Genomic DNA, 26,392 nt, shown 5'->3' on the forward strand with positions numbered 1-26,392 from the left:
GCAGGCTCACCCCGGACCTCGTTTGCTGTTCGGATACCGCACGGTAACAATCGAGCGCAGGTCAGACGGCATGCCGCGGCCCCCGAGAGCCCCGATCCACGGGGTGGAACGGGCGCCGCGGGGCCGGCGGACCGGTGGTTCGGGCGATGTCGTGCCGGCCGCGGACGGAGCCGGGCGGACCCGGCGTCACCCGCCCGTGCCGTGACGGCGCACACGACCCGGATCGGCGCTAGGTTCGCACGCAGGTTTAGCAGGCGAGAAGCCGTGGCGACCCCCGCAGGAGCGGGGCGACCGCCGCGCAACCGGCAGGAGGTCGAAGAGGTCCGATGAACATCGTCGTGCTGGTCAAGCAGGTGCCGGACACCTACTCCGAGCGGAAACTGTCCTCGGGCGACCACACCCTGGACCGGGACGCCACGGACGCGGTGCTGGACGAGATCGACGAGCGTGCGGTGGAGTCCGCGCTGCAGCTCAAGGAGGCCAACGACGGCTCCGAGGTGACCGTCGTCGCGATGGGCCCGGACCGGGCCACCGACGCGATCCGCAAGGCCCTGTCGATGGGTGCGGACAAGGCGGTGCACCTGTCCGACGAGGCGCTGCACGGGTCGTGTGCGGTGCAGACGACCAAGGCGCTGACCAAGGTGATCGGCACCCTGGGTGAGGTGGACCTGGTCCTGGCCGGGAACGAGGCCTCGGACGGGCGGATCGGGGCGATCCCGGCGATGGTGGCCGATGTGCTGGGTCTGCCGTCGCTGACCCACGCCCGTGAGCTGACCGTCGACGGGTCGACCGTCACGGTGCGCCGGGAGACCGACGACGGGGTCACCGTGCTGACCACCGAGCTGCCCGCCGTGGTCTCGGTGAACGAGAAGATCAACGAGCCGCGCTACCCCTCGTTCAAGGGGATCATGGCGGCGAAGAAGAAGCCGGTCACCACGCTGACCCTGGCCGACGCCGGCATCGACGCCTCCGAGGTCGGGCTGGCCAACGCCACCTCGACCGTGACCTCCTCGCAGCCCAAGCCGCCGAAGTCCGGTGGCGAGAAGGTCGAGGACGAGGGCGACGGCGGCGCGAAGATCGCGCAGTTCCTGGTCGGTCAGAAGCTCATCTGAGCCACCCCGTAGAGACTTTTCGAGAAGAGGCAAAGGAACATGGCTGAGGTTCTGGTCCTCGTCGACCATCTCGACGGGGAGATCAAGAAGAGCACGTTCGAGCTGCTGACCGCGGCCCGCGCGCTGGGCGAGCCGTCCGCGGTCGTCGTCGGCCCGGCCGGGTCGGCCGGCAAGCTGTCCGAGGGGCTCAAGGCCCACGGTGCGGCGAAGATCTACGTGGCGGAGACCGACTCGTCGGACTTCCTGACCCCGCAGGTGTCGGTGCTGGCCTCGCTGGTCGAGTCGAAGGACCCGGCCGCGGTGCTGGTCGGCGTCTCCGCCGACGGCAAGGAGATCGCCGGCCGGCTGGCGGTGCGCACGAACTCCGCGCTGCTCGGGGACGTCGTCGCGGTGTCGCCGGACGGGGCGACCCACTCGGTGTTCGGTGGCGCGTTCATCGCCGAGGCCAAGGCCAACACCGGCCACCCGGTGATCACGCTGCGCCCGGGCTCGGTCGAGGTCGAGCAGGCCGACGGCGCGGGTGCGGAGGAGACCGTCGAGGTCCCGGCCGCGTCGGGTCGGTCGGCGCAGGTGCAGTCGCGGGAGCCGGTCACCGGTGGCGACCGGCCGGAGCTGACCGAGGCCTCGGTGATCGTCTCCGGTGGGCGTGGTGTCGGCTCGGCCGAGCAGTTCACCGTGGTCGAGGGCCTGGCCGACTCCCTCGGCGCCGCCGTGGGTGCGTCCCGTGCGGCGGTGGACTCCGGCTTCTACCCGCACCAGTTCCAGGTCGGGCAGACCGGCAAGACGGTGTCGCCGCAGCTCTACATCGCGCTGGGCATCTCGGGTGCGATCCAGCACCGGGCCGGCATGCAGACCTCGAAGACGATCATCGCGGTGAACAAGGACCCCGAGGCGCCGATCTTCGAGATCGCCGACTTCGGCGTGGTGGGCGACCTGTTCAAGGTCGCGCCGCAGCTGCAGGAGGAAGTCGCCAAGCGCAAGAACTGACCTGCGCAGAGGTCTTCGCGCGGCCCCGCCCCCGTCACTCCGGGGGCGGGGCCGCCGCCGTTCTGACCCTGGCGACACAAGAGGTCGACCGAGGACGTGAAGTCAGGGCCGGCCGACACCGCCGCACTGCAGCCGGGAGAGCGTTGATCATCGACGCGTGAGCCGCGTCGTCACGCGTGATCGCCGGCTAGGTGCACTGAGGGCGCCGAGCACTGCCCCTGCTGCACCCGAACGGCGATCATGAGGTGGGTTCGGGCTGTCGCGGCAGCTCCCTCCGCAGCCGAGCGCCGGTGTACCCGCCCTGACCGCCTCAAGATTGTCGGTTCGGTGCGTTCAGTGTGCTGGGCACTGCCGCCGCCGCACCCGAACGGCGATCACGAGGTGGGTCGGGCTTGTCGTGGGTCGGCGGCGCGGGACCGCCTCACCCGTCGGAGTGGCGGCGCGGCGAGGTTCACCGGCCCTTCACGCGCGGGACGCCGCCGGTGGCGTGGGCGTTCGGCCCCGGCCGATACCAAGCACGCGTGACCTCTTCCCAGGTTCTGGTCCGGACGCCGGAGGCGGCGGCCACGCGCTACTCGCTGCTGCTGACCACCGACTCGGAGGACGTCGAGGCCGCCCAGCGGCTCCGCCACCGGGTGTTCGCCGGGGAGCTCGGCGCGCAGCTCGACACCCTGCGCCCCGGCCTCGACGCCGACCGCTTCGACGAGTTCTGCGATCACCTCGTGGTCCGGGAGGACGCGACCGGCGAGGTCGTCGGCACCTACCGGATGCTGCCGCCGCGCCGGGCCCGGGCGGCGGGCGGGCTCTACTCCGAGGGCGAGTTCGACCTCGGCGCCCTCGACCCGATCCGCTCCTCCCTGGTGGAGACCGGGCGGTCGTGCGTCCACCCCGACCACCGGGCGGGCGCGGTCGTCGGGCTGGTCTGGGCGGGCATCGCCCGGTACATGCTGCTCACCGGCAACCGCTGGCTGACCGGCTGTGCGAGCGTTCCCCTCACCGACGGCGGAGCGCTGGCCGCCGGGGTTCGCGACACCGTCCTCGCCTCGCACCTGTCGCCGGCCGGGTACCGCGTGACGCCGCACCACCCGTGGGACGCCGAGGCTGCCACCCGGCACCGCCGCACCGCCCTGCCCCCGCTGCTGCGCGGCTACCTCCGGCTCGGCGCCTGGGTCTGCGGAGAGCCGGCCCACGATCCCGCCTTCGGCTGTGCCGACTTCCTCGTCCTCCTCGGCCTCGACCACGCCGACGGCCGCTATCTCCGCTTCTTCCTGGGGGAGCGGTGAGCGAGCGGAGCGCCCCCCTCGCCGATCCGCCCGCCACACCCGCCCGACCGGCTCCGCCTCTCGTGCCGCTTCCGCCGGCCGCACCGCCTCCGCCCGTCGTACCGCCTTCCGCCGTCGCACCGCTTCCGTCGGCCGTACCGCTTCGGCCTGCCGTACCGCCTCCGCTGGCCGCACCGCCTCCGTCGGCCGCACCGCCTCCGTCGGCCGCGGCGCCTCCGTCGGCCGCGGCGCCTCCGTCGGCGGCGGCGCTTCCGTCGGCGGCGGCGCTTCCGTCGGCGGCCGTGCTTCCGTCGGCCGCACCGCTGCCGCCCGCCGTACCGCCCACCCTCCACCCCACCCACCCCGGCCTCCCGGCGCTCGCCGTCCGCCCGGCGTGGGCGCCCTGCTCGCCCTGCGGCCCCGACTGCCTGCCCGCCCCCGGGCCGCGGGCCGCCCTGCGTGTCGCGCGCCGACTCGTCGCCCTGACGGTGCTCCTGCTCGTCGCGCTGCCGGTCCTCCTCACCGGCCCCGACCCACGGCTGTTCCGCGCCGTGCTGCGCGCCGCCGGCGTCCGCCTCCGCATCCGCGGTGACACGACCTACGGCACCGGCGGCGTGCTCGTCGTCGCCAACCACCTCTCCTGGATCGACGTCGTCGCGCTCGGCGCCCTCGCCCCGGTCCGCATGATCGCGAAGCGCGAGGTCGCCGACTGGCCGCTGATCGGGCCGATCGCCCGGCGCACCGGCGTGCTGTTCGTCGACCGGGCCGGGCTGCGCGGGCTCCCCCGGGTCGTCGCCGGGACCGCGGCCGCACTGCGCGCGGGCGCGACGGTCGGCGTCTTCCCGGAGGGCACCACCTGGTGCGGCTCGGCGTCGGGTCCCTTCCGGCGGGCCCCCTTCCAGGCCGCGCTCGACGCCGGACGCCCGGTCCGGCCCGTCCGCATCGACCTCGCGCTGCCCGACGGCCGCCCCACCACGGCCGGTGCCTTCGTCGGCGACGAGACGCTCTGGGACTCGATGCTGCGGATCCTGCGGCTGCCGCGCCTGGACTGCACGCTCACCCTGCTGCCCGTGCTGCCTCCCGAGGGCGACCGACGGGCCCTCGCCGCGCAGGCCGAACGGGCGATCACGTCGGCCTGGTAGCCACCCGGCCGGGGCGGCCGGTCGGCGATCCGGCGTCTACCCTGAACGGTGATGAACGACCAGGAGACCGCGCCCGCCACGGGGGCCCGACGCCGACCGGGGCCCCGGCCGTGACGTACCTGGACCACGCGGCCACCACCCCGATGCTGGCCGAGGCCGTCGCGGTCATGGCGGAGGCCATGGCACGCACCGGGAACGCGTCGTCGTTGCACTCCGCGGGCCGCCGCGCCCGGCGGGAGGTCGAGGAGTCCCGCGAGGGCATCGCCGCAGCGGTGGGCGCCCGGCCGTCGGAGGTCGTGTTCACCACCGGCGGCACGGAGAGCGACAACCTCGCCGTCAAGGGCATCTTCTGGGCCCGCCGCGCCGCCGATCCGCGGCGCACCCGGGTCCTGGTCTCGGCCATCGAGCACCACGCCGTCCTCGAGTCGGCGGAGTGGCTCGTCGAGCACGAGGGGGCCGAGCTCGTGCTCCTGCCGGTCGACGCCGCCGGCCGGGTGCGGCCGGAGGTGCTGCGCGCCGCGATCGCCGAGGCGCCGGAGGCCACCGCGCTGGTCTCGGTGATGTGGGCGAACAACGAGGTCGGCACAGTCAACCCGGTCCGCGAGCTCGCCGCCGTCGCGCACGAGTTCGGCGTGCCGGTGCACACGGACGCGGTGCAGGCCATCGGGATCCTGCCCATCGACTTCGGCGCCAGTGACGTCGACGCACTCACCCTCACCGGGCACAAGCTCGGCGGCCCCTACGGCGCCGGCGCCCTGCTGCTCGGCCGCGAGGTCGCGGCGGTCCCGCTGCTGCACGGCGGCGGCCAGGAGCGCGACGTCCGCTCCGGCACCCTCGACACCCCGTCGGTGCTCGGCCTGGCCACCGCGGTGCAGAAGGCGGTCGCCGACGCGCCCCGCCGGGCCGCGGTGCTCACCGACCTGCGGGACGAGCTGGTCAACCGGATCCGGGAGATCGTCCCCGACGCGACCCTGAACGGCGATCCCGGCACGTCCGTGATCGACGGCGGACCCTCCCGCCTGCCCGGCAACGCCCACCTCAGCTTCCCCGGCTGCGAGGGCGACAGCCTGCTCATGCTGCTCGACGCGCACGGCATCGAGTGCTCCACGGGCTCGGCGTGCACGTCCGGCGTCGCCCAGCCCAGCCACGTGCTGCTGGCCATGGGCGCGAGCGAGGCGGTGGCCCGCGGGTCGCTGCGGTTCTCCATGGGACACACCACGACCGAGGCCGACGTCGCCGCGGTCGTCGACGTCATCGGCCCCGTCGTCGAGCGGGCCCGCCGGGCCGGCGCCGGCGGCACCCGCCGGCGCGAGACCGCCGGCCGCTCGTGAGGGTCCTGGCGGCGCTGTCCGGCGGCGTCGACTCCTCGGTCGCGGCCGCGCGGGCCGTGGCGGCCGGGCACGAGGTCGTCGGCGTCCATCTCGCCCTCTCCCGCACCCGGGACGCGCTGCGCTCCGGCTCCCGCGGCTGCTGCTCGCGCGAGGACGCCGCCGACGCCGCCCGCGTCGCGGACGTCCTCGGCATCCCGTACTACGTCTGGGACCTGTCCGCGGAGTTCGCCGAGGACGTCGTCGAGGACTTCGTCGCGAGCTACGCCGCCGGCGAGACGCCGAACCCCTGCCTGCGCTGCAACGAGAAGATCAAGTTCGCGGCGGTGCTGGACCGGGCCCTCGCGCTCGGCTTCGACGCGGTCTGCACCGGTCACTACGCCCGCCTCACCGACGGCGTCCTCCGGCGGGCCGCCGATCCGGCCAAGGACCAGTCCTACGTGCTGGCGGTGCTGCGCGCCGACCAGCTCGCGCACGCGATGTTCCCGGTCGGTGACACGGAGAAGCCGCTGATCCGCGAGGAGGCCGCGCGGCTCGGGCTGCGCACCGCGGCCAAGCCGGACAGCCACGACATCTGTTTCATCCCCGACGGCGACACCCGCGGCTTCCTGCGCGAGCGCCTGGGCGAGCGGCCCGGCGAGATCGTCGAGGCCGGGACCGGCGAGGTCCTCGGCGCCCACGCGGGCGTGCACGGCTTCACCGTGGGCCAGCGCAAGGGACTCGGCCTCGACCGCCCGGCCGCCGACGGGCGCCCCCGCTACGTGCTCGGGATCGAGCCGGTCACCGGCACCGTGACCGTCGGGCCGGGGTCGGCGCTGAGCGTCCGGACCGTCGAGGCCCGGCACCCGGTGTGGTGCTCGGGCACCGCGCCCCGCGCGCCCTTCGCCTGCACCGTCCAGGTCCGTGCGCACGGCGGCACCGCCCCCGCCGAGGCCGTCCCGCTGGACGCGGACCACGGGGCCGACGTGCGCGTCGAGCTCGCCGAGCCGCTGCGCGGCGTCGCCCCGGGGCAGGCCGTCGCCTTCTACCGCGCGGACCCGGCGGGCGACGTCGTCCTCGGCTCCGCCACCATCACCGCGACCGCGTAGTGCGGTCACCGCACGAGGTCCGGCGGGGTCAGCCCACCGAGACCTCGGCGACCATCCCGCGGGTGAGGTGCGGCGGCCCGTTGCCGTCCCCGAGCGGGCAGAGGACGAAGTACCGGCCCGGCTCCAGGTCGACCAGCATCCCGGCCTGCTCGCCGGGAGCGGCCGTCGCGGACCCGGGCACCACGTCCACCTGCGTGGCCAGCTGCTCCGGGGGCATGGCGCGGACCTGCGCCAGCGTCAGGGCCTGGTCCTTCGGCCGCACGATCAGCACACCGTGGAACAGCCCGGCCGTCGACCGGTTCACCAGCCGGACCGCTGTGGGGCCCGTCCGCAGCGCCGCCGGGACGCCGTCGAGGCGGTACTCCGTGGCGGTCACGAGGAGCTGCTGGTAGCCGCAGTTGTCATAGGCCCACGTCTCGTACTCGTTCACGCTCCGGGCGACGACCGGGGCGTCCTCCGGAGAGGCCGTGCCGGTCGCGGCAGTGGACCGCAGCACGCCCTGCAGGGAGGTCAGGGTGGGCCGCAGGTCGGCCGGTGCCGTCGCGAGCGCGGAGTCGAGCAGCGGCAGGATCCGGCCGGCCCAGGCCCGCACCGCCGCGGGGTCGGACACCCCCGCCGGGTCGACCTCCGGCGGCGGTACGGCGTCGATCTTCAGCAGGTTCGTGCACGTCGAGGCGACCGGTACGGGCGCGGCCGGGACCGCCGCGGCCGCCGCATCGGGGCCGTTCGCGCACCCGACCGCCCCGGAGACGAGGGCCGCGACCAGGGCCCCGGTGCCCAGCAGCCGCCCCGCCCGCCCGACAGTTCCCGTGTCCATGAGGTCCCCCCCACCCTGTCACCGACCGCGAGGTCCGAGGATGGGTCGCACGGGCGGGGCCGGGCAGGGCCTGAGGACCCCCGTTCGCACCGGTCGGCTCCGGCGCGAGCGGACGGCGTCGGAGTGCGGCCCCGGCGCGGCCGCGCACCGGCCGCAGTGTGAGACTCGGACCCGTGAGCACGCCCGACGACCCGCTGGCCGCCCTCCTCGCCGCCGCCGGCCTGGGCGAGGAGAAGTCCGAGCCCGAGGACGACCCGCTGGCCGCCGCCCTGGCCGCCGCGGGCCTCGGCGACGTCCGGCCCGGGGAGGTGGTCGCTCCCGAGCCGCGGATCCAGGTCAGCGCGGCACCGGAGGAGCCCGAGGCGGAGGGGCCGCGGGAGCGCTGGCCCGCGGGCTCGGCGACCGGCGTCGGCTCGGTGCCCGGCACCGATCCGCGCGAGGCCGCGGAGACCGTCGCGGGGGAGTTCCCGCTGCTGCCGCACCTGCCGGAGCTACCGGCCCGAGGCGTCGGCGCCGACCCGGTCGGGCGCGCCGCCGGCATGCTCGTCGACCTGGCGGTGGAGGTCGTGCCGACGGCGTGGCGGGTCACGGCGCGGCCGGGCAAGGACCACCGCCGCGCGGTCGACCTGCTGCGGTCCGACCTCGACGCGCTGGACGAGGCCTGCGACCGGACCCGGCCGGACTGGGTGAAGGTGCAGGCGGCGGGCCCGTGGACCCTGGCCGCGTCGGTCGAGCTGGCGAGCGGGCACCGGGTGCTCACCGACCACGGGGCGGTCCGGGAGTTCGCGGTCAGCCTCACCGAGGGACTGCGGGCGCACGTGGCGGAGGTCGCGGAGCGGACCGGGGCGCACGTCGTGGTGCAGCTCGACGAGCCGCGGCTGGCCGCGGTGCTGGCCGGCTCGCTGCCCACGGCGTCGGGCTACGGGACGGTGCGCGCGGTGCCCGAGCCGGAGGTGCAGGACACCCTGCGGGACATGATCTCCGCGCTGCGGGTGCCCGTCACCGTGCGGGTGCCGGGCGACCGCCCGCCGTTGCGGGTGCTGCGCGAGGTCGGCGCGGCGGGGCTCGCGATCGACGCCACCCGGCCGTCGATCTCCGGCGACACGGCGGTGCCCGCCGCACTCGACGCCGTCGGCGAGGTGTGGGACGCCGGCCTGCCGCTCTTCCTCGGCCTGGTCCCGGTCCGCGACCCGGGCGAGCCGCTGGAGACCGCGACCCTGGCCCGCCGGGCCTTCGACCTGGCCGACCGGCTCGGCTTCGACCGCGCCCGGCTGGCCGGGCTGGCCGTGCCCACCCCGTCCGGCGGCCTGGCCCGCGCGACTCCCGGCTGGGCGCGTCGGGCCATGGAACTGTGCCGCGACCTCGGCAAGGCCTTCACCGACCCGGACGAGCTCCCGAGCGGCGAGCCGACCGGCCGCTGACCCCGACGACCCGGGCGAGCGAAGGGCGCCCCCGCTCACCGGGGGTGAGCGAGGGCGCCCCTCGGGCACCGGGGGTCAGGAGGCGTGCACGGCCACCGGGGCGTCGGAGGTCTCGTACAGGTCCCGGCGGAACTGCTCCCTGATCGTCGCGACGGCGACGAAGGTGACCGCCGCGCCCGCGATGATGTAGAGCGACACCGACCACGACGCACCGGTCGCGGCCAGCAGCGCCGCCATGACGAACGGCGCGAGCCCGCCCGCGAACACCGACGCGAACTGGTAGCCGAGCGAGGCACCGGAGTACCGGACGTCGGCCGGGAACATCTCCGCGTACAGCGTGGCCTGCGGTCCGTACATCGTGGCGTGGATCGTGAACCCGATCAGCAGGGCGAGGAAGACCAGCGGGACCGAGCCGGTGTCCACCATCCAGAACATCGGGAAGGCGAACAGCGCCATCAGCACGGTTCCGGTGAGGTACAGCTTCTTGCGGGTGCCCATGCGGTCGGTGAGCGCGCCGAAGAAGGGCATGGTCACGACCTGGGTCAGCCCGGCGCCCATCACGCACCACAGGATCGCCGTCCGGGACATGCCGACGGTCGTGGTCGCGTAGTCGAGCATGCCGCTGATCAGGATGTAGAAGGTCGCGTTGACCACGAAGAACGCGCCCGCGGCCTGCAGGATCTCCTTCCAGTACCGGCGGACCGCCTGGACCAACGGTGCCTTGCGCAACCCGGCGTCGCGCTTCGACTCGGCCGAGCGCTGCTGCAGCTCGCGGAACACCGGGGTGTCCTCGATCTTCAGCTGCACGAAGATCCCGATCAGCACCAGCACCAGGCCGGACAGGAACGGGATGCGCCAGCCCCAGGCGTCGAACTGGGCCGGGGTCAGCACGGCGGTGAGGACCAGGAAGAAGACGTTGCCGGCGACGGCGCCGAAGATCGCGCCGGTCTGCACCAGGCTGCCGTAGAACCCGCGCCGCTCGACGGGCGCGTGCTCGGTGAGCAGCAGCGCGGCGCCGCCCCACTGCGCGCCGACGCCCAGGCCCTGCACCAGCCGCGCGACGACGAGCAGGATCGGCGCCCACACGCCGATGGTCGCGTAGCCCGGCAGCACCCCGATCGCGGTGGTGGCGATGCCCATGACCAGCATCGCGACGACGAGCGGGGGCTTGCGGCCGAACCGGTCGCCCACGTGCCCGGCGATGATGCCGCCCAGCGGCCGCGCCACGAACCCGACGGCGAAGGTCGCGAACGAGGCGAGCGTGCCGGCGACCGGGCTGACCGAGGGGAAGAACTGGGGGCCGAGCACGAGCGCCGCGGCCGTCGCGTAGATCAGGAAGTCGAACCACTCCAGCGCGGTGGCGAAGACGGCCGCGGCGGCGAGTCTTCCCATGCGCGGGGGAGCGGCGGGCTCCGTCCGGTCCTGCTTCTCGGGGGACATGTCGGCTACCTCCGCCACGGTGCGGGTGCGTGTCGTCCGCAGGAGTACGGACGACGGTACGAACGATCGTTCTTACGGTAACCGCGGTGTCGCCGGTCCACAAGAGCAGGGGTGCGGCTCGGGGTCGAGGCCGAGCGGGTGCGGCCTCGGGCCGGGGTCGGGCCCCGGGAAGTCGGAACCGGGAAGTCGGAACCGGGAAGTCGGAACCGGGAAGTCGGAACCGGGAAGTCGGGCACCCCGGCCCGGCGGTCAGGCGCGCGGGAGGGGGGCCTCGAGCAGGGCCAGGGCGTACCGGGCGTGCTGCTCGGCGAGCTGGCCGCGGGACAGTCGGCCCTCCGGCCGGTACCAGGTGGCGACGGCGTTGACCATGGACAGGATCGCGCGTGCGGCGTCGGCGGCGTGCGGCGTGCGGAACTCACCGGCCGCCACTCCCTGCTCCACGATGCCGGCGAAGATCGCCTGCGTGCGGTCGCGGTCGGCGACCAGTCGCTCCCGGTCCTCGCCCGCCAGGTAGCGCACCTCCGCGGTGGAGACCAGCATCGCGAGCTGCTGGTCGACCACGAACCCGACGTAGGCGCGGACCGCCTCGCGCATCCGGGAGGCGGCGTCGTCGCCCGCGTCGCCGACGGCCCGCCGGACGCGGGCCTCGAGCTCGGCGTTCGCGTGCCGCAGCACCTCGGCGAGCAGGTGCGACTTCGAGGGGAAGTAGTTGTAGAGGTTCGACAGGCTGGTGCCGGCGCCCTTCGCGACCTCGCGCATCGAGGCGCCGTTGAATCCCTGCGCGCCGAAGGCGGCCAGCGCGGCGTTGAGGATCGCGGCCTCGTTCCCGCGCCCCGTGTCGGCGACCAGCAGCGCCGGGGAACGATCGTTCATGTCGACCAAGACTAGTGCAGCCCCGGAGCTTGACGGAGGGTGTGGACGGGTGGTTGTGTCAGAATCACAAGAACGTTCGTTCGTACGCTGCGTCCGCTCGTACACCGTCGCGACGAAGGGGGGCCGCGTGCCGACCGAGCAGGTCCTGCGACCCGACACCCGGACCGGGCCCGGCCGCCGGTTCGAGGACTTCACGGTCGGGGAGCGCTTCACCAGCGCGCCCCGGACCGTCACGGCCACCGACCTCGCGGACTTCACCCGGCTCTCCGGCGACGACCACCCGCTGCACGCGGGGCCGGACGGGATCCTGCAGGGCCCGTTCGGCATCGCCGTGGCGATGGGCCTGCTGCAGGGCCTCGGCCTGCACGGCTCCGCCGTCCGCGGGCTGCTCGACACGCACTGGAGCTACCGCCGCCCGCTCCGCGTCGGCGACACGGTGTGCCTAGAGATGACCGTCGTGCGCTGCCGCCGCACGCACAGGGGCGACGCCGGCGTCGTCACACGGTCCATGCGGCTGGTCGACGAGCAGGGCCACGTCGTGCAGGAGGGCACCACCGCCGCGCTGGTCGACGCCGCCGGCCCCGGGCCCGACCCGGTCGGGCGCGCCTTCGGCACCGTCGCGTGGGGCGAGGCGCTCGTCGCGGCGCTCCCGCCGGAGTTCGCCGAGGTACTCGCCACCTGGGACGGCGCGATCGGGCTGCGCGCCGGCGAGCACGAGGTCGCGCTGCGGGTCTACCGCGGCACGGTCATCGAGGTGGCCGGCCGCGCGGCGCAGGGCTCCACGTTCACCGTCGAGGCGGACGAGCTCACCTGGACCGAGCTCGTCACCGCCCCGGCCAACGAGTTCACCCGCTTCGCCATGTCCGGCCGGTTCGGCATACGGGGCAACGGCTACGAGTACCTGCGCCTGACGAAGGCCCTGCACCTGATCGTCGACGCGGCCCGGGGGATCGCATGAGATACATCGAGATCGGGGGCGCGCTCGCCTTCCTCGAGGAGCACGGGGCGGGCGGGAACGACCCGGCCCCCGTGCTGTGCCTGCACACCGCGGGGCAGAGCGGGGTGCAGTGGCGCCACGTCGCCCCGGCGCTCGCCTCCCGCGGCTTCCGGGTGGTGGTGCCGGACCTGCCCGGGCACGGCCGGTCGGAGCCCGCGCCCGGCGGCCCGATCACCGACCTGGGCGACTACGCCGCCTGGTGCCTCGAGCTCCTCGACGTCCTGGGGCTGGAGCGCCCCTACGTCGTCGGCTGCTCGATCGGCGGCAAGATCACGCTCGACCTGGCCGCGCGCGCGTCGGACCGGCTGGCCGGCGTCGTCGCCATGGCGGCGAACGCCTGGACCGGCGGCACTCCCTCGGAGCGGGGGCTGCGCCGGGAGCTGACGGACGTGTCCGCCCCGAGCCGGACGGACCGGACCCACCTGGGGACGCTCGCCGTCGTCGGGCGGTCGGTGCCTGCCGAGCGGGCCGAGCTGATCGCGACCATGCACCGCCGCGAGGACCCGGCGGTCTCGAACTCGGACCTGATCGGCTGGACCACGCACGACCTGCGGGACCGGCTGGGCGGGGTGACCTGCCCGGCGCACCTCGTCGTCGGTGCGGACGACCTGTGGGTCCCGGCCGCCGGCACGCGCGCGGCGGCCGCGCTGATCCCCGGCGGGCGGTGCACCGTGCTCGACGGGATCGGGCACTATCCGATGGAGGAGATCGAGGGCTTCGACGGCATGCTGGCGGACTGGCTGGCGGAGCTCGGGAGCGAGGTGGCGGCATGAGCGGGAGCCCGTCCGGCCCGAGCACGGAGGAGCGCGAGCCGCTCGTCGCCCCGCACCGTGTCTCCCCGCACCCGGCGTCCGGTCCGGTGCCGCGCGACCTGCCGGACCTGCTCGGCCGGCTCGCCGCACGGGACCCGGAGGCGGTCGTCGCGCTGGACGAGGGACCGGCCGGGGAGCGGATCGCGGTCACCCGTGGCGAGCTGTGGCGGCGCACCGGCGCGCTCGCCGAGGAGCTGCGCACCCGCGGCATCGGCGCCGGCGACTGCGTCGCGGTGTGGATGCCCAACTGGAGCGACACACTGGCCTGGCAGTTCGCCGTCGCCGCGCGCGGGGCGCACGTCATCGGGATCAACACCCGGTACAACGTCGAGGAGGTCCGGCACGTCCTCGGGCGCGCCCGCCCGGAGCTGGTCGCCCTGGCCCACGACTTCCACGGCCTGGACCTGCTCGGCCGGCTGAAGGAGGCGGTCGGCGACGGGCCCGCCCCGGCGGTGGCCGTCGTCGCCGGACCGGGCCGGGAGGCGCCGGACCCGGCCGTCGCCGACGTCGGCGGGGGCGCCTGGGTGCCCACCCTGACCGAGGGCCCGGACGACGGCACCGTGCCGGGGTCGAACCCGGCGGACCTCGCCGTCGCGTTCACGACCTCCGGCTCGACCGGCATGCCGAAGCTCGCGGCGCACTCGGCGACCGGCGTACTCACCCACGCGGCCGCCGACGCCGCGACGATCGGGATCGCCGAGGGCGAGCACGTGCTCTGCGCGCTGCCGCTGTCCGGGGTGTTCGGCTACCAGACCGCGATGGCCGCGCTGGCCGCCGGCGGGGTCTGCGTCCTCGCCCCGGTGTTCTCGGCCGACGCGGTGCTCGACGTCATGGAGTCCCTGGGCGTCACCCACGTCGTCGGTGGGGACGACCTGGTGCTGCGGCTCGCCGAGGCGTGGCGGGAGCGCCCGCGGGACCTGTCGGCCTGGCGCTGGTGGGGCGTGGCGGACTTCCAGGGCCGCTCCCGCGAGCTGGCCGCCTGGGCGCGCGACGAGTTCGGCACCCTCACCTCGGGGGTCTATGGCTCGTCGGAGCTGTTCGCGCTCACCGCCCACTGGCCCCACGACGAGCCGGAACCGGCCCGCTGGGTCGGCGGTGGACGCGTCGTCCACCCCGGGATCGAGGTGCGGGTGGCCGACCCGGTGACCGAGCAGGTGCTCACCCCCGGGCACGAGGGCGAGCTGCAGTTCCGCGGGTCCAACGTCGTCGACGCCTACCTGGGTGCCGAGGTCCCCGACGCGTTCACCCGGGACGGCTGGTTCCACTCCGGCGACCTGGGCACGGTCGTCGACGACGGGGTCTTCGCCTACGTCTGCCGGATGGGCGACGCGCTGCGGCTGCACGGCTTCCTCGTCGACCCCGCGGAGATCGAGGTGCGGCTGGCGGCGCACCCGGACGTGCACACCGCGAAGGTCGTGGGCGTCGCGGACGCCGAGGGCGCGACCGTCGCCGTCGGGTTCGTCGTGCCGGAGGAGGGGCGCGCACCGGACCCGGCGGCCCTGCGGACGTGGTGCGCCGAAGGGCTGGCGAAGTTCAAGGTGCCCGAGACGGTGCACGTGATCGAGGAGATGCCGACCACCTCGGGGACCAACGGCACCAAGATCCGCGCCGCGGCGCTGCGGGAGTGGGCCGCCGCGGCCCGCTGAGGTCGCCCGGGTTCGTCGGTGGGGCCGACTAACCTGCCACCCGTGAGCCCGGACAGCGTCCCCACCAGCACCGTTCCCGACGACGTGCGGGAGCGGCACGCCTCGCTCGCCACGGAGGTCGCGGACCACCAGTTCCGCTACTACGTGCTCGACGCGCCCGTGATCTCGGACGGTCAGTTCGACGAGCTGTGGCGCGCGCTGATCGCGCTCGAGGAGGAGTTCCCCCAGCTGCGCACCCCGGACTCGCCCACGCAGAAGGTCGGCGGCCGGTTCTCCACCGAGTTCACCGCGCACGACCACCTCGAGCGCATGCTCAGCCTGGACAACGCGTTCAGCGAGGAGGACTTGCGCGCCTGGGCGGAGCGGACCGTCCGCGAGGTCGGGTCGGACCTGCACTACCTGTGCGAGCTGAAGATCGACGGGCTCGCGGTGAACCTGCTGTACGAGAACGGGGTGCTCACCCGTGCGCTCACCCGGGGGGACGGGCGCACGGGCGAGGACATCACGCTCAACATGCGCACGCTCGAGGAGGTGCCGGAGAAGCTCACCGGCACGGACGAGTTCCCGGTGCCCGAGCTCGTCGAGGTGCGCGGCGAGGTGTACTTCCGGCTCCAGGACTTCCAACGGCTCAACGCGGCACTCGTCGAGGCGGGCAGGGCCCCGTTCGCCAACCCGCGCAACACCGCGGCCGGCTCGCTGCGGCAGAAGGACCCCCGGGTCACCGCCTCGCGCAACCTGCGGCTGATCTGCCACGGGCTGGGCCGGCGGAAGGGCTTCACCCCGGTCACCCAGTCGCACTCCTACGAGGCGCTCCGGGCGTGGGGGCTGCCGCTCTCCCCCCGCACCGTCGTGTTCGCCTCGATCGACCAGGTGGTGGCGCACGTCGCGTACTGGGGCGAGCACCGGCACGACATCGAGCACGAGATCGACGGCGTGGTCGTCAAGGTCGACGAGGTCGCGCTGCAGCGGCGGCTCGGCGCCACCTCGCGCGCCCCGCGGTGGGCGATCGCCTACAAGTACCCGCCGGAGGAGGCCACCACCACACTCCTCGACATCCAGGTCAACGTCGGCCGGACCGGGCGGGTCACCCCGTTCGCGGTGATGGAGCCGGTGCTGGTCGCCGGCTCCACGGTCTCGATGGCCACCCTGCACAACGAGGACGAGGTGCGTCGCAAGGGCGTGCTCATCGGCGACCGGGTGGTCATCCGCAAGGCGGGCGACGTGATCCCCGAGGTGCTCGGCCCGGTCACGGACGTGCGCACGGGCGAGGAGCGGGCGTTCGTCATGCCCACGCACTGCCCGGAGTGCGGCACCGAGCTGGTGCGGCAGAAGGCGGGCGACGTCGACCAGCGCTGCCCCAACGCCCGGTCCTGTCCCGCGCAGCTGCGCGAGCGGCTGTTCCACGTGGCCGGCCGCGGGGCGTTCGACATCGAGGGCCTGGGCTACGAGGCCGCCACGGCCCTGCTGAGGTCCGGCGTGGTGCACGACGAGGGGGACGTCTTCGCCCTCACCGAGGAGGACCTGCTGCAGGTCGACCTCTTCCGCACCAAGGCGGGCGCGCTGTCGGCCAACGGCCGCAAGCTGCTGCAGAACCTGGAGGTGGCGAAGGACCGGCCGCTGTGGCGGGTGCTCGTCGGCCTGTCGATCCGGCACGTCGGGCCCACGGCCGCGCAGGCGCTCGCCCGGGAGTTCCACTCGATGGAGGCGATCGAACGGGCCGCCGCCACGGCGCGGGAGGAGACGGAGAAGGCCGGGGTGGAGATCACCTCGACCGGGTCCGCGGCCGAGGAGACGGACGGGGAGGCCGCCCCGGACGCCGAGACCGCGCCGGGGGCCGCACCCGAGGCCGCGCCCGAGACCGAGGGCGCCTCCGACGCGTCGGCGGAGGACGCCGATCCCGAGGCGCTCGCCGCCGAGGAGGAGAAGGCGCAGAAGGCGGCCACCCGCGCCCAGGCGAAGGCGGTCGCGGCCGCGCTGGCGCCGATCGCCGGCGTCGAGGGTGTGGGCCCCACCATCGCCGCCGCGGTGCGGGACTGGTTCACCGTGGACTGGCACCGCGAGGTCGTCGCGAAGTGGCGGGCGGCGGGCGTGCGGATGGTCGACGAGGTCGACGAGTCGGTCCCGCGCACGCTGGAGGGCCTGTCGATCGTGATCACCGGCTCGATGGAGAACTTCTCCCGGGACGAGGCCAAGGAGGCGATCCTGGCCCGCGGCGGGCGGGCCGCCGGATCGGTCTCGAAGAAGACGGCCTTCCTCGTGGCGGGGGACGCGCCGGGGTCGAAGTACGACAAGGCCGTCGAGCTCGGCGTCCCGGTGCTCGACGAGGAGGGCTTCCGCGTGCTGCTGGACCGCGGCCCCGAGGAGGCCGCCCGACACGCCGGCGCCGCGCCGGGATCGTGACACGCGTCAGCAGTGGGAGGGATCTCCCGGCCCGGCCGCGCGGGTCGGCGGGAAGGTCCCACTAGGCTCGCGGCTTCCGCTCCCCGCACGGGCCCGACCGGTCGTCGCGCCGCCCGATGCCGTCGTGGGGTGCGGCGCGGATTCTGGGAGCGGAGGAGACACGGTGCTGCAGGCGGTCCTGAACGGTTCGCGTCCGGAGGACGCGCACCCGGCGCTGCCCGTCCTGGCCCGGCACCTCGCCCGGGACGCCCGCGCGGTCGCCCGCCTCGGCGTCGGTTCCGTCCACGTGCACCCGCGCGACCCGCTCGGCCACGAGACGATCGACCCGGTGCACGTCGGCGACGCGGTGGCGCTGATCCGGCAGGAGGCGCCGGGCGTCGAGATCGGCGTGACCACCGGACGGTGGATCCAGCCGGACCCGAACCTGCGCATCGAGGCCGTGCTCAGCTGGGGCCGGCTCGGTCTCGGCAAGCCGGACGTCTGTTCCGTCAACGTGCACGAGAAGGGCTGGGTCGAGGTCTGCCGGGCGGCGGCCACCGTGGGCATCGGCGTCGAGCTCGGCGTGTGGACCAGTGGCGACGCCGTCACGTTGCGGCAGAGCGGGGTCCCGCCGATGACCGTCCGCGTGCTCGCCGAGTCGACCGTCGTCTCGGACCCGGAGACCGCGGTCGCCGAGGCGGTCCGGATCGTGCGCGCGCTGGGGCAGCTGCCCGTGCCGGTGCTGCTGCACGGCGAGGAGGACGGCGCCTGGCCGGTGCTCGAGTACGCGCTGCGGATGGGCGTCGACACCCGGATCGGCTTCGAGGACGTCCTGGTTCGCCCGGACGGCTGGCTCGCCACCGGCAACGACGACCTCGTCCGGGCCGCCCTCGCCATCCGGGTCTGAGTACGCGCGGAACGACCCGTAACCCCCTCGGGTTCCCGTTCGGAGCGCCCGTCACGCTCGTCGTCCGAGGTTGTTGGTCGGGCAACAGAAAGCGGCGGCAGGGCGTGGCTGTCACCGTGGCCGTGACCGATCCGTGATCCCTACCGTGGGCGTCATGAGCTCCGCAAGCCGGTTTCGGGACAGCCGCGTGGCCCGGCGTGTCCGTGCCGCCGCCGGGCTGCTGATCACGCCCCTGGTGCCCGACGACGTCCTGGGCACCCTCAACCCGATGTGGTCGCGGTCCGCGCCGCGTGCCCGCGTGGTGCGGGTGGTTCGCGAGACCCCCGACACCACCACGCTCGTGCTGCGGCCGGGCACGTCGTTCGCGCGGCACCGACCGGGCCAGTACCTCGGGATCGGGTTGCAGGTCGACGGCGTCTGGCACTGGCGGACCTACTCGGTCACCTCGCGGCCCGGCGACCCGCTGCTGTCGGTCGCGGTCACCGCGGTGCCGGGCGGGATCCTGTCCGGTCGGCTCGCGCACGGCACACCGGTGGGCACGGTCGTCGGGCTGGGCCCGGCGGCGGGGGAGTTCACGCTCCCCGAGCCCGCGCCGGAGAAGCTGCTGTTCGTCACCGCCGGCAGCGGCATCACGCCGGTGATGGGGATGCTGCGCTCGCTCGACCCGGCCGCCCTGTCCGGCGCGGTCCTGGTCCACTGCGACCGCACCCCCGACGACGTCGTGTTCGGGCCCGAGCTGCGTGCACTGGCCGCACGCACCGGGCTGCGGCTCGTCGAGCGGCACACCGCCGCCGAGGGCCGGCTCACCCCCGACTCCCTCGCCGACGCCGTGCCGGACTGGGCGGTGCGCGAGACGTGGGCCTGCGGTCCCGCCGGCCTGCTCGACACCCTCGCCGTGCACTGGGACCGGGCGGGCGACCCGGAGCTGCTGCACGTCGAGCGGTTCGCACCCGCGCGGGTGGAGAGCGCGGCCGGCACCGGTGGTCGCATCACGTTCGCCACCAGCGGCCTCGTCGCCGACGCGGCGCCGGACACTCCCGTCCTGCTCGCCGGGGAGGCCGCCGGCGTCCTGCTGCCCAACGGCTGCCGGATGGGCATCTGCCACACCTGCGTCGGCAAGCTGCAGGCCGGGGCGGTGCGCGACCTGCAGTCCGGCGAGCTGGTCGACTCCGCCGACCAGCCGGGCCGCCCCGTCCGGACCTGCGTCTCCGCTCCCACCGGCGACATCACCCTCGACCTCTGACGATCCGTGCGCGACCCCTGCCCCGCCGCGGCAGATCGCCCGCACGACCCCACCGAGCTGGAGAGACACCGCATGCTTCGTCGCGCCCCCCAGGCCCCCGCCGGGACCGCCACCGAGAACGTGTCCGCCGCCGCGCACCTCACCGACGACCAGGTCGAGGCGCTCGGCGCGGAGCTCGACGCGATCCGCGAGGAGGTCGTCGCCTCCCGTGGCGAGCGCGACGCCCGCTACATCCACGCGGTGATCCGCGCCCAGCGCGGGCTGGAGTTCGGCGGCCGCGGCCTGCTGCTCTTCTCGAGGTTCCCGCCGGCCTGGATCGCCGGGACCGCGGCGCTGTCGGTCGCGAAGATCCTCGAGAACATGGAGCTCGGGCACAACATCCTGCACGGTCAGTGGGACTGGATGCGGGACCCGAAGATCCACTCGACGACCTGGGACTGGGACCACGTCGACCCGGCCGAGTTCTGGAAGCGCTCGCACAACTACGAGCACCACACCTTCACCAACATCCGCGGCAAGGACCGCGACCTCGGCTACACCGTCATGCGGATCACGCCGGAGCAGGAGTGGAAGCCCGCGAACCTGCTGCAGCCGCTGACGAACGTCGGGCTGTCGTTGATCTTCGAGTACGGCATCGCGCTGTACGACGTCGAGACGGACAAGATCCGTAGCGGCGAGAAGAGCTGGGCCGAGGCCAAGCCGCAGATCGCCGCGACGCTCCGGAAGATCGGCAAGCAGGCGGCGAAGGACTACGTGCTGTTCCCGCTGCTGTCCGGGCCGTCGGCACTCTCGACGCTCGTCGCCAACCTCACCGCGAACACCGTGCGCAACGTCTGGTCCCACGCGGTGATCTTCTGCGGGCACTTCCCGGACGGCACCGAGACCTTCGAGGAGGAGCGGCTCGAGGGCGAGACCCGGGGGCAGTGGTACATCCGCCAGATGCTCGGCTCGGCGAACCTGACCGGCAGCAAGGCCATGCATTTGATGACGGGCAACCTGTCGCACCAGATCGAGCACCACCTCTTCCCCGACCTGCCCAGCAACCGCTACGCCGAGATCGCGCCCAGGGTCCGGGAGATCTGCGAGCGCTACGGCCTGCCGTACAACGCGGGGCCGCTGCCGAAGCAGTACGCGAAGGTCTGGCGCAAGATCCTCCGGCTGGCCTTCCCGGGCGGCCACGAGCGCTACGGCGCCCCGAAACCGACCCCCCGCACGCGCATCGGCCAGGCCGTCCGCCGCGTCGCCCCCGCCCGCCTCGCCGCCTGATCACCCCGGATCTTGTGCATTATGGTTCCATAATGCGGATCAGGGGTCGGAATTCGCGCGTTATGGTTCCATAGTGCGTCAGGGTTTCGCGTCGAGGGCGCGGAGGCCGACCGTCAGCTCCAGGCGCAGGGCCGGGTCGTCGAGCGCCTCGCCGTAGGTCTCCCGCAGGCTCGCGAGGCGATAGCGCACGGTCTGCGGGTGCACGTGCAGCGCCGCGGCGGCGGTGGTGACGTCGCCGTGGGCATCGAGCCAGGCGCGCAGGGTCTCCAGCGCGCGGGCCGCCGCCCCGGCGGGCATGTCCTGCAGCGGCCCCGTGACCCGCTCCCGCAGGTCGGCGGCCAGGTCGGGGGCGCCGACCAGCAGGAGCTCGACGAGATGGGTGTCGGCCCACAGCAGCGGCCCGCCGTCCCGGGCGAGCAGCCCTGCCGCGTGCGCGGGCCAGGCGGAGCGGGCCCGCGCCGCGGACCGGTGCGCCTCGGCCGCCGGCACCAGCGGGCCCAGCACCGCACGCCGGTCCCGCAGCGCGCCGCGGACCAGCTCGTCGAGCCCCTCGCGCACCGCGGGCACGAAGGCGATCCCGGCCGGGTCGAGGTCCGCCGCGACGGCACCGGGGATGCGCGCGGCGACCTCCACGGCGTCGTCGACGACGAGGGCCGCGAGCCGGGCGGGGACGGTCCAGCCGGCCGCCGTGGCGAGCTTCTCGATCTCCGCCGGCTCGACCGGCGGCCGCGCGACGAGGGCCTCGACCAGGGCGTTGCGCCGGGTCTGCAGGGACCCGGCCTGCATGGCCTCCTCCTGCGCCCACCCGGCGACCGACGCCGCGGACAGTTGCTCGACGTAGGAGAACAGCGCCTCGGCCAGCGCGAAGATCACGTCGGGCGGCAGCGCGCGGGCGACGGGGCTCGCGCCGACCGCCCGCCAGACGGTGCGCGTCCCGACCTGGTAGGCGCTCTGCAGCGCGGCCAGGGTGCGGCCCTCGCGGTGCTCGACGCGGCCGAGCTCGGCGTAGATGCGGGTGTCCGGCAGGTCGGTGTCCGAGCCCAGCAGCCCGACGAACTGGTCCAGCGCGACCGAGACGCCCTGGGTGATGCGGTTGCCGAAGTTGCCCTTCAGCGGCCGCGAGTACTCCGGGACCTGCGCCCGGACCTCGGCGATGATCTCGTCCGTCGCGCCCACGACGTACGGGCGCAACGCCTTCCCCGCCGAAGACGGGACGCGCGCCCAGGGCCGGTCCACGACGGTCAGGACCCGAGGACCGTCGCGACGATGCCCGCGAGGTGGGCCAGGCGCGCCAGCTCCGACGGCCGGAACGCCGGCCCACCCGGCCGCCCGACGACCAGCGCCTTGGCCGGGAGCGAGCTGCCGAACGGCGCGGCGGCCAGCTCCGTGTCGAGCGCGCTCCAGGGCTCGGGCACCCAGTGCACCTCGGGGTCGACGACCATCGCCTTGTCCAGCGGCAGCCACGGCAGGTCGCCCGCCCGGGTCTCCGGGGCGGCGGGGGAGTCCGCCAGCCGGTAGGACCGGCCCTCCTCCCGCACGGCGACGATCGCCCAGCCCGCGCGGAACAGCCGCGGGACCTCCTCGGCGAGCAGCGCGAGCCCGTGCGCGGGGTCGGAGGCGATCGCGTCGACCAGCTCCAGCTCGCGGTGGGTGTCCAGGCGCCCGCTGGAGGGCCGCACGGACTCCACCTGCACGCCCGGGACCGACTCGGCGGCGGTGATCAGGACGTCCGGCGGGCGGCCCGAGGGCAGCTCGACGGCCAGGTCGTCGACCGCCTGCCCGTCCGTGCGCTCGACGACGTCGACGCCCAGGATGTCCGCCCCGGCGTCGCCGAGGGCCGTGGCGACCGCGCCCAGGATGCCCGGTTTGTCCGGTAGGACCACCCGGAGCAGGAACGACACTCCGCCACGCCTCCTCGAGATCGATCGCACGACACGACGGCGCCCGCCCCCTGCGCAGGGGGCGTCGCCCCGGTCGATCCTGCCAAACCGGCGCTGGTCACGGACAGGCGCAGGGGGTTGACAGCGTGCCGCGGAGCCGACCAAACCCGTCGACGATCCGTCGGTGGGCGCGAATAGACTGGTGGCGAGCGGGCGAGGTGCCCTCCGACCGAACCAGGCGCGCCCCCGCTCGTGCCAGGAACTCCGAGGGCCGTGGCCTCCCGCTGCAGGTCCGCATCCGTCTCCTCGAGGAGGGACATGCCCGCCGACGCTGGGCCCGATCCGACGGCGCCCGATCCCACGGCGCCCGACCCCACGGTGTCCGACCCCACGGTGTCCGACCCCACGGTGTCCGACCCCACGGTGTCCGACTCCACGGGAGCCCTCTCCCGGGACGAGGTCGCGCACCTCGCCCGGCTGGCCCGGCTGGCGGTCACGGACGACGAGCTGGACGTCTTCGCCGGACAGCTCGACGTGATCCTGGGCGCGGTCGCCCGGGTCGGCGAGGTGGCCGCGCGGGACATCCCGCCGACCTCGCACGCGGTGCCGCTGCAGAACGTCTTCCGCCCGGACGTCCGGCGCCCCGGGCTGAGCCAGGAGCAGGCGCTCGCGGGCGCGCCCGCCGCCGAGGAAGGCCGCTTCCGCGTGCCCCGGATCCTGGGGGAGGAACAGTGAGCGAGCTCATCCGGCTGACCGCCGCCGACCTGGCGGCGAAGATCCGCTCCGGCGAGGTCTCCGCCGTCGAGGCCGCGCAGGCCCACCTCGACCGGATCGCCGAGGTCGACGGCGAGGTGCACGCGTTCCTGCACGTCGGGGCCGAGGCCGCACTCGCCAACGCCGCGCTGGTCGACGAGGCCGTGCAGGCCGGCACCGCGCCGGCGTCCCCGCTGGCCGGCGTCCCGCTGGCGCTCAAGGACGTGTTCACCACCACGGACATGCCCACGACCTGCGGCTCGCGGATCCTCGAGGGCTGGCGCCCGCCGTACGACGCCACCCTCACCGCGAGGCTGCGCGCCGCCGGGATCACGATCCTGGGCAAGACGAACATGGACGAGTTCGCCATGGGCTCCTCCACCGAGCACTCGGCGTACGGGCCCACCCGCAACCCGTGGGACCTCTCCCGGATCCCCGGCGGCTCCGGCGGCGGGTCCGCGGCCGCGCTGGCCGCGTTCGAGGCGCCGCTCGCGATCGGTACCGACACCGGCGGCTCGATCCGCCAGCCCGCGGCCGTCACCGGCACCGTGGGCGTCAAGCCGACCTACGGCGGGGTGTCCCGCTACGGCCTCGTGGCCTGCGCGTCCTCGCTCGACCAGGGCGGCCCGTGCGCCCGCACGGTGCTCGACGCCGCGCTGCTGCACGAGGTCGTCGCGGGGCACGACCCGCTCGACTCCACCTCGATCGACGCGCCCGTCCCGGCCGTCGTCGAGGCCGCGCGGATCGGCGCGCAGGGCGACCTGTCCGGCGTGCGGGTCGGCGTGGTCCGCGAGCTGGGCGGCGAGGGCTACCAGCCCGGCGTGCGGGCGTCGTTCGACGCGGCGCTGCGCCGGCTGGAGAAGCTCGGTGCCGAGGTCGTCGAGGTGTCCTGCCCGCACTTCGAGTACGGGCTGGCGGCGTACTACCTGATCCTGCCGAGCGAGGTGTCGTCGAACCTCGCCCGGTTCGACGCCATGCGCTACGGCCTGCGCGTGGCCGAGGGCGCCTCGGCCGAGGAGGTCATGGCCGCGACCCGCGAGGCCGGCTTCGGCCCCGAGGTCAAGCGCCGGATCATCCTCGGCACGTACGCGCTGTCGTCGGGCTACTACGACGCCTACTACGGGCAGGCGCAGAAGGTCCGCACGCTGATCAGCCGGGACTTCGCCGCCGCGTTCGCGCAGGCGGACGTGCTGGTCAGCCCCACCGCACCGACCACGGCCTTCCCGATCGGCGAGAAGGTCGACGACCCGCTGGCCATGTACCTCAACGACCTCGCCACCATCCCGACCAACCTCGCCGGCGTGGCCGGCATGTCGGTGCCGTCGGGCCTGGCCGAGGAGGACGGCCTGCCGGTCGGCCTGCAGATCATGGCGCCCGCGCTGGGCGAGGCCGTGATGTACCGCGTCGGCGCGGCGTTCGAGGCCGCGCGCGATGCCGACGAGGGCGGGCCGCTGATCGCCCGCGTCCCGGAGGTCGCGAAGTGACAACCACCGCTCCCGCGCTGGTCGACTACGACGACGTCGTGGCCCGCTACGAGCCCACCCTGGGGCTCGAGGTGCACGTCGAGCTGTCCACCAGCACGAAGATGTTCTGCGGCTGCCCGACCGACTTCGGCGCCGAGCCCAACACCCAGGTGTGCCCGACGTGCCTGGGCCTGCCTGGCTCGCTGCCGGTGGTCAACCGGGCCGCGGTCGAGGCCGCGATCCGCATCGGGCTGGCGCTGAACTGCTCGATCGCGCCGTGGGGCCGGTTCGCGCGGAAGAACTACTTCTACCCGGACATGCCCAAGAATTTCCAGACCTCGCAGTACGACGAGCCGATCGCGGTCGACGGCTGGATGGACGTCACGCTGGAGGACGGCGAGGTCGTGCGCGTCGGCATCGCGCGCGCGCACATGGAGGAGGACACCGGCAAGTCGCTGCACGTCGGCGGCGCCGACGGCCGGATCCACGGCGCGGAGTACTCGCTGCTCGACTACAATCGGGCCGGCGTGCCGCTGATCGAGATCGTCACGAAGATGATCCCGGGTACGGGCGAGCGGGCGCCGGAGGTGGCGCGGGCGTACGTCACGCAGCTGCGGGACCTGATCAAGTCCCTGGGCGTCTCGGACGTGCGGATGGACCAGGGCTCCATGCGGTGCGACGTGAACCTGTCGCTCTCGCCCACGGGCTCCGGCGTGCTCGGCACCCGCACCGAGACCAAGAACGTCAACTCGCTGCGCTCGGTCGAGCGGGCCGTCCGGCACGAGATGCAGCGGCAGGCCGGTGTGCTCGACGGCGGCGGCGTGATCGTCCAGGAGACCCGGCACTTCGAGGAGCAGTCCGGCACCACCCGGCCGGGTCGTCGCAAGGAGACCTCGGAGGACTACCGGTACTTCCCGGAGCCCGATCTCGTGCCGATCGCGCCCGACGCGGAGTGGGTCGAGGAGCTGCGCGGCACGCTGCCCGAGCTGCCCTGGGAGCACCGCAGGCGCATCCAGGAGGCCTGGATCCTGTCGGACGAGGAGCTGCGGGACCTGGTCAACGCCGGGGCGCTCGAGCTCATCGAGGCCACGGTGGCCGAGGGCGCGCCGGCCGGCGAGGCGCGGTCGTGGTGGGTCGCCTACCTGACCCAGCAGGCCAACAGCCGCGGCGTGGAGCTGGCCGACCTGCCGATCACCCCGGCGCAGGTGGCCCGTGTGATCGCGCTGGTGGCGTCCGGCGAGCTCAACAACAAGCTGGCCCGCCAGGTGGTCGACGGCGTGCTGGCCGGTGAGGGCGAGCCGGACGAGGTCGTGGAGAAGCGCGGTCTGAAGGTCGTGTCGGACGACTCGGCCCTCATCGCCGCCGTCGACGAGGCCCTCGCGGCCCAGCCGGACGTCGTCGAGAAGATCAAGGGCGGCAAGGTCCAGGCCGCCGGCGCGATCGTCGGCGCGGTCATGAAGGCCACCCAGGGCCAGGCCGACGCCAAGCGCGTCCGTGAGCTGATCATCGAACGCTGCGGCTGACGTCGCCCGTGCGTGGTGAGTGGTGCCGGAGCACCACTCACCGCGCACGAGCT

22 protein-coding genes are annotated in these 26,392 nt (G+C 74.6%); 17 read left to right on the forward strand and 5 right to left on the reverse strand.

All coding sequences use genetic code 11. The features are described from left to right. Positions 1 to 326: 326 nt before the first annotated feature. The 6 genes from ACL02T_RS00550 (at position 327) to mnmA (ending at position 6,919) form a co-directional block, all read left to right on the forward strand. Positions 327 to 1,112, forward strand: a complete 786-nt coding sequence (locus ACL02T_RS00550; protein ID WP_412828612.1) for an electron transfer flavoprotein subunit beta/FixA family protein — start codon at positions 327 to 329, stop codon at positions 1,110 to 1,112. A gap of 39 nt (positions 1,113 to 1,151) precedes the next feature. After that, positions 1,152 to 2,099 carry an electron transfer flavoprotein subunit alpha/FixB family protein gene (locus tag ACL02T_RS00555; protein ID WP_412828613.1) on the forward strand — a complete coding sequence of 316 codons (948 nt, stop codon included), beginning with the start codon at positions 1,152 to 1,154 and terminating at the stop codon, positions 2,097 to 2,099. Positions 2,100 to 2,620: 521 nt separating this feature from the next. After that, entirely contained in the window at positions 2,621 to 3,382 is a 762-nt protein-coding gene (locus tag ACL02T_RS00560; protein WP_412828614.1) for a GNAT family N-acetyltransferase, read from the forward strand. A gap of 281 nt (positions 3,383 to 3,663) precedes the next feature. Beyond that, positions 3,664 to 4,503, forward strand: coding sequence for a lysophospholipid acyltransferase family protein (locus tag ACL02T_RS00565; protein WP_412828615.1), 840 nt, complete (start codon positions 3,664 to 3,666; stop codon positions 4,501 to 4,503). Positions 4,504 to 4,622: 119 nt separating this feature from the next. Beyond that, positions 4,623 to 5,834, forward strand: coding sequence for a cysteine desulfurase family protein (locus ACL02T_RS00570; RefSeq protein WP_412829306.1), 1,212 nt, complete (start codon positions 4,623 to 4,625; stop codon positions 5,832 to 5,834). After that, complete coding sequence (gene mnmA / locus ACL02T_RS00575) at positions 5,831 to 6,919, forward strand: tRNA 2-thiouridine(34) synthase MnmA (RefSeq protein ID WP_412828616.1); 1,089 nt, start codon at positions 5,831 to 5,833, stop codon at positions 6,917 to 6,919. The genes ACL02T_RS00570 and mnmA overlap by 4 nt, the downstream gene beginning before the upstream one ends. Before the next feature lie 28 nt (positions 6,920 to 6,947). On the opposite strand, the gene ACL02T_RS00580 is transcribed toward mnmA, so the two are convergent. Continuing rightward, a complete protein-coding gene (locus ACL02T_RS00580) occupies positions 6,948 to 7,736 on the reverse strand; it encodes a hypothetical protein (protein ID WP_412828617.1) in 789 nt (262 codons plus the stop codon). A 173-nt stretch (positions 7,737 to 7,909) separates the two neighbouring features. Here ACL02T_RS00580 and ACL02T_RS00585 point away from each other — a divergent pair, with 173 nt between their 5' ends. After that, positions 7,910 to 9,157, forward strand: coding sequence for a uroporphyrinogen decarboxylase/cobalamine-independent methonine synthase family protein (locus tag ACL02T_RS00585; RefSeq protein WP_412828618.1), 1,248 nt, complete (start codon positions 7,910 to 7,912; stop codon positions 9,155 to 9,157). 75 nt (positions 9,158 to 9,232) lie between these two features. Here the strand turns inward: ACL02T_RS00585 and ACL02T_RS00590 are convergent, their stop codons facing one another. Continuing rightward, positions 9,233 to 10,549, reverse strand: a complete 1,317-nt coding sequence (locus tag ACL02T_RS00590; protein ID WP_412828619.1) for an MFS transporter — start codon at positions 10,547 to 10,549, stop codon at positions 9,233 to 9,235. Positions 10,550 to 10,846: 297 nt separating this feature from the next. Continuing rightward, on the reverse strand, positions 10,847 to 11,470 hold the full coding sequence (locus tag ACL02T_RS00595; RefSeq protein ID WP_412828620.1) for a TetR/AcrR family transcriptional regulator: 624 nt from the start codon (positions 11,468 to 11,470) through the stop codon (positions 10,847 to 10,849). A gap of 127 nt (positions 11,471 to 11,597) precedes the next feature. Here ACL02T_RS00595 and ACL02T_RS00600 point away from each other — a divergent pair, with 127 nt between their 5' ends. The 7 genes from ACL02T_RS00600 to ACL02T_RS00630 all read left to right on the forward strand — a co-directional run bounded on the left by ACL02T_RS00600 (position 11,598) and on the right by ACL02T_RS00630 (position 20,720). After that, positions 11,598 to 12,428 (forward strand): hotdog family protein, encoded by an 831-nt coding sequence (locus ACL02T_RS00600; RefSeq protein WP_412828621.1) that lies wholly within the window; start codon positions 11,598 to 11,600, stop codon positions 12,426 to 12,428. Then, positions 12,425 to 13,240, forward strand: a complete 816-nt coding sequence (locus tag ACL02T_RS00605) for an alpha/beta fold hydrolase (protein ID WP_412828622.1) — start codon at positions 12,425 to 12,427, stop codon at positions 13,238 to 13,240. The genes ACL02T_RS00600 and ACL02T_RS00605 overlap by 4 nt, the downstream gene beginning before the upstream one ends. Then, positions 13,237 to 14,925: an AMP-binding protein gene (locus ACL02T_RS00610; protein WP_412828623.1), complete on the forward strand. Its 1,689-nt coding sequence runs from the start codon at positions 13,237 to 13,239 to the stop codon at positions 14,923 to 14,925. Before ACL02T_RS00605 ends, ACL02T_RS00610 begins: the two co-directional genes overlap by 4 nt. A 42-nt stretch (positions 14,926 to 14,967) precedes the next feature. Next, complete coding sequence (gene ligA, locus ACL02T_RS00615; protein ID WP_412828624.1) at positions 14,968 to 17,325, forward strand: NAD-dependent DNA ligase LigA; 2,358 nt, start codon at positions 14,968 to 14,970, stop codon at positions 17,323 to 17,325. A 163-nt stretch (positions 17,326 to 17,488) separates the two neighbouring features. Beyond that, the gene (locus tag ACL02T_RS00620) at positions 17,489 to 18,211 is read left to right on the forward strand and encodes a 3-keto-5-aminohexanoate cleavage protein (protein WP_412828625.1); all 723 of its coding nucleotides are present in this window, start codon (positions 17,489 to 17,491) and stop codon (positions 18,209 to 18,211) included. A 154-nt stretch (positions 18,212 to 18,365) separates the two neighbouring features. Continuing rightward, on the forward strand, positions 18,366 to 19,454 hold the full coding sequence (locus ACL02T_RS00625) for a ferredoxin reductase (protein WP_412828626.1): 1,089 nt from the start codon (positions 18,366 to 18,368) through the stop codon (positions 19,452 to 19,454). Positions 19,455 to 19,526: 72 nt separating this feature from the next. Beyond that, positions 19,527 to 20,720: a fatty acid desaturase family protein gene (locus tag ACL02T_RS00630; protein ID WP_412828627.1), complete on the forward strand. Its 1,194-nt coding sequence runs from the start codon at positions 19,527 to 19,529 to the stop codon at positions 20,718 to 20,720. A 78-nt stretch (positions 20,721 to 20,798) separates the two neighbouring features. Here ACL02T_RS00630 and ACL02T_RS00635 read toward each other — a convergent pair whose 3' ends face one another. Together ACL02T_RS00635 and ACL02T_RS00640 are read right to left on the reverse strand one after the other, a co-directional pair. Continuing rightward, positions 20,799 to 21,956: a PucR family transcriptional regulator gene (locus ACL02T_RS00635; RefSeq protein WP_412828628.1), complete on the reverse strand. Its 1,158-nt coding sequence runs from the start codon at positions 21,954 to 21,956 to the stop codon at positions 20,799 to 20,801. Positions 21,957 to 21,961: 5 nt separating this feature from the next. Then, entirely contained in the window at positions 21,962 to 22,621 is a 660-nt protein-coding gene (locus ACL02T_RS00640) for an ACT domain-containing protein (protein WP_412828629.1), read from the reverse strand. Between the two features lie 402 nt (positions 22,622 to 23,023). Between ACL02T_RS00640 and gatC the strand changes: the two genes are divergently transcribed. Genes gatC through gatB form a run of 3 tightly spaced genes read left to right on the forward strand, consistent with a single transcriptional unit; the run spans position 23,024 to position 26,339 of the window. Next, complete coding sequence (gene gatC / locus ACL02T_RS00645) at positions 23,024 to 23,335, forward strand: Asp-tRNA(Asn)/Glu-tRNA(Gln) amidotransferase subunit GatC (RefSeq protein ID WP_412829307.1); 312 nt, start codon at positions 23,024 to 23,026, stop codon at positions 23,333 to 23,335. Continuing rightward, on the forward strand, positions 23,332 to 24,837 hold the full coding sequence (gatA, locus tag ACL02T_RS00650) for an Asp-tRNA(Asn)/Glu-tRNA(Gln) amidotransferase subunit GatA (RefSeq protein WP_412828630.1): 1,506 nt from the start codon (positions 23,332 to 23,334) through the stop codon (positions 24,835 to 24,837). The genes gatC and gatA overlap by 4 nt, the downstream gene beginning before the upstream one ends. Continuing rightward, positions 24,834 to 26,339, forward strand: coding sequence for an Asp-tRNA(Asn)/Glu-tRNA(Gln) amidotransferase subunit GatB (gene gatB, locus ACL02T_RS00655; protein WP_412828631.1), 1,506 nt, complete (start codon positions 24,834 to 24,836; stop codon positions 26,337 to 26,339). The genes gatA and gatB overlap by 4 nt, the downstream gene beginning before the upstream one ends. Positions 26,340 to 26,392: the final 53 nt, after the last annotated feature.

Source organism: Pseudonocardia oceanicola, from assembly GCF_047200735.1.
Taxonomy (GTDB): Bacteria; Actinomycetota; Actinomycetes; order Mycobacteriales; family Pseudonocardiaceae; genus Pseudonocardia.

Coding starts and splice junctions, on each gene's coding strand:
- ACL02T_RS00595 (WP_412828620.1), bottom strand. CDS start 11,470: ATGAACGATCGTTCCCCGGCGCTGCTGGTCGCCGACACGGGGCGCGGG.
- ACL02T_RS00625 (WP_412828626.1), top strand. CDS start 18,366: ATGAGCTCCGCAAGCCGGTTTCGGGACAGCCGCGTGGCCCGGCGTGTC.
- ACL02T_RS00550 (WP_412828612.1), top strand. CDS start 327: ATGAACATCGTCGTGCTGGTCAAGCAGGTGCCGGACACCTACTCCGAG.
- ACL02T_RS00555 (WP_412828613.1), top strand. CDS start 1,152: ATGGCTGAGGTTCTGGTCCTCGTCGACCATCTCGACGGGGAGATCAAG.
- ACL02T_RS00590 (WP_412828619.1), bottom strand. CDS start 10,549: ATGGGAAGACTCGCCGCCGCGGCCGTCTTCGCCACCGCGCTGGAGTGG.
- ACL02T_RS00610 (WP_412828623.1), top strand. CDS start 13,237: ATGAGCGGGAGCCCGTCCGGCCCGAGCACGGAGGAGCGCGAGCCGCTC.
- ACL02T_RS00630 (WP_412828627.1), top strand. CDS start 19,527: ATGCTTCGTCGCGCCCCCCAGGCCCCCGCCGGGACCGCCACCGAGAAC.
- ACL02T_RS00605 (WP_412828622.1), top strand. CDS start 12,425: ATGAGATACATCGAGATCGGGGGCGCGCTCGCCTTCCTCGAGGAGCAC.
- ACL02T_RS00580 (WP_412828617.1), bottom strand. CDS start 7,736: ATGGACACGGGAACTGTCGGGCGGGCGGGGCGGCTGCTGGGCACCGGG.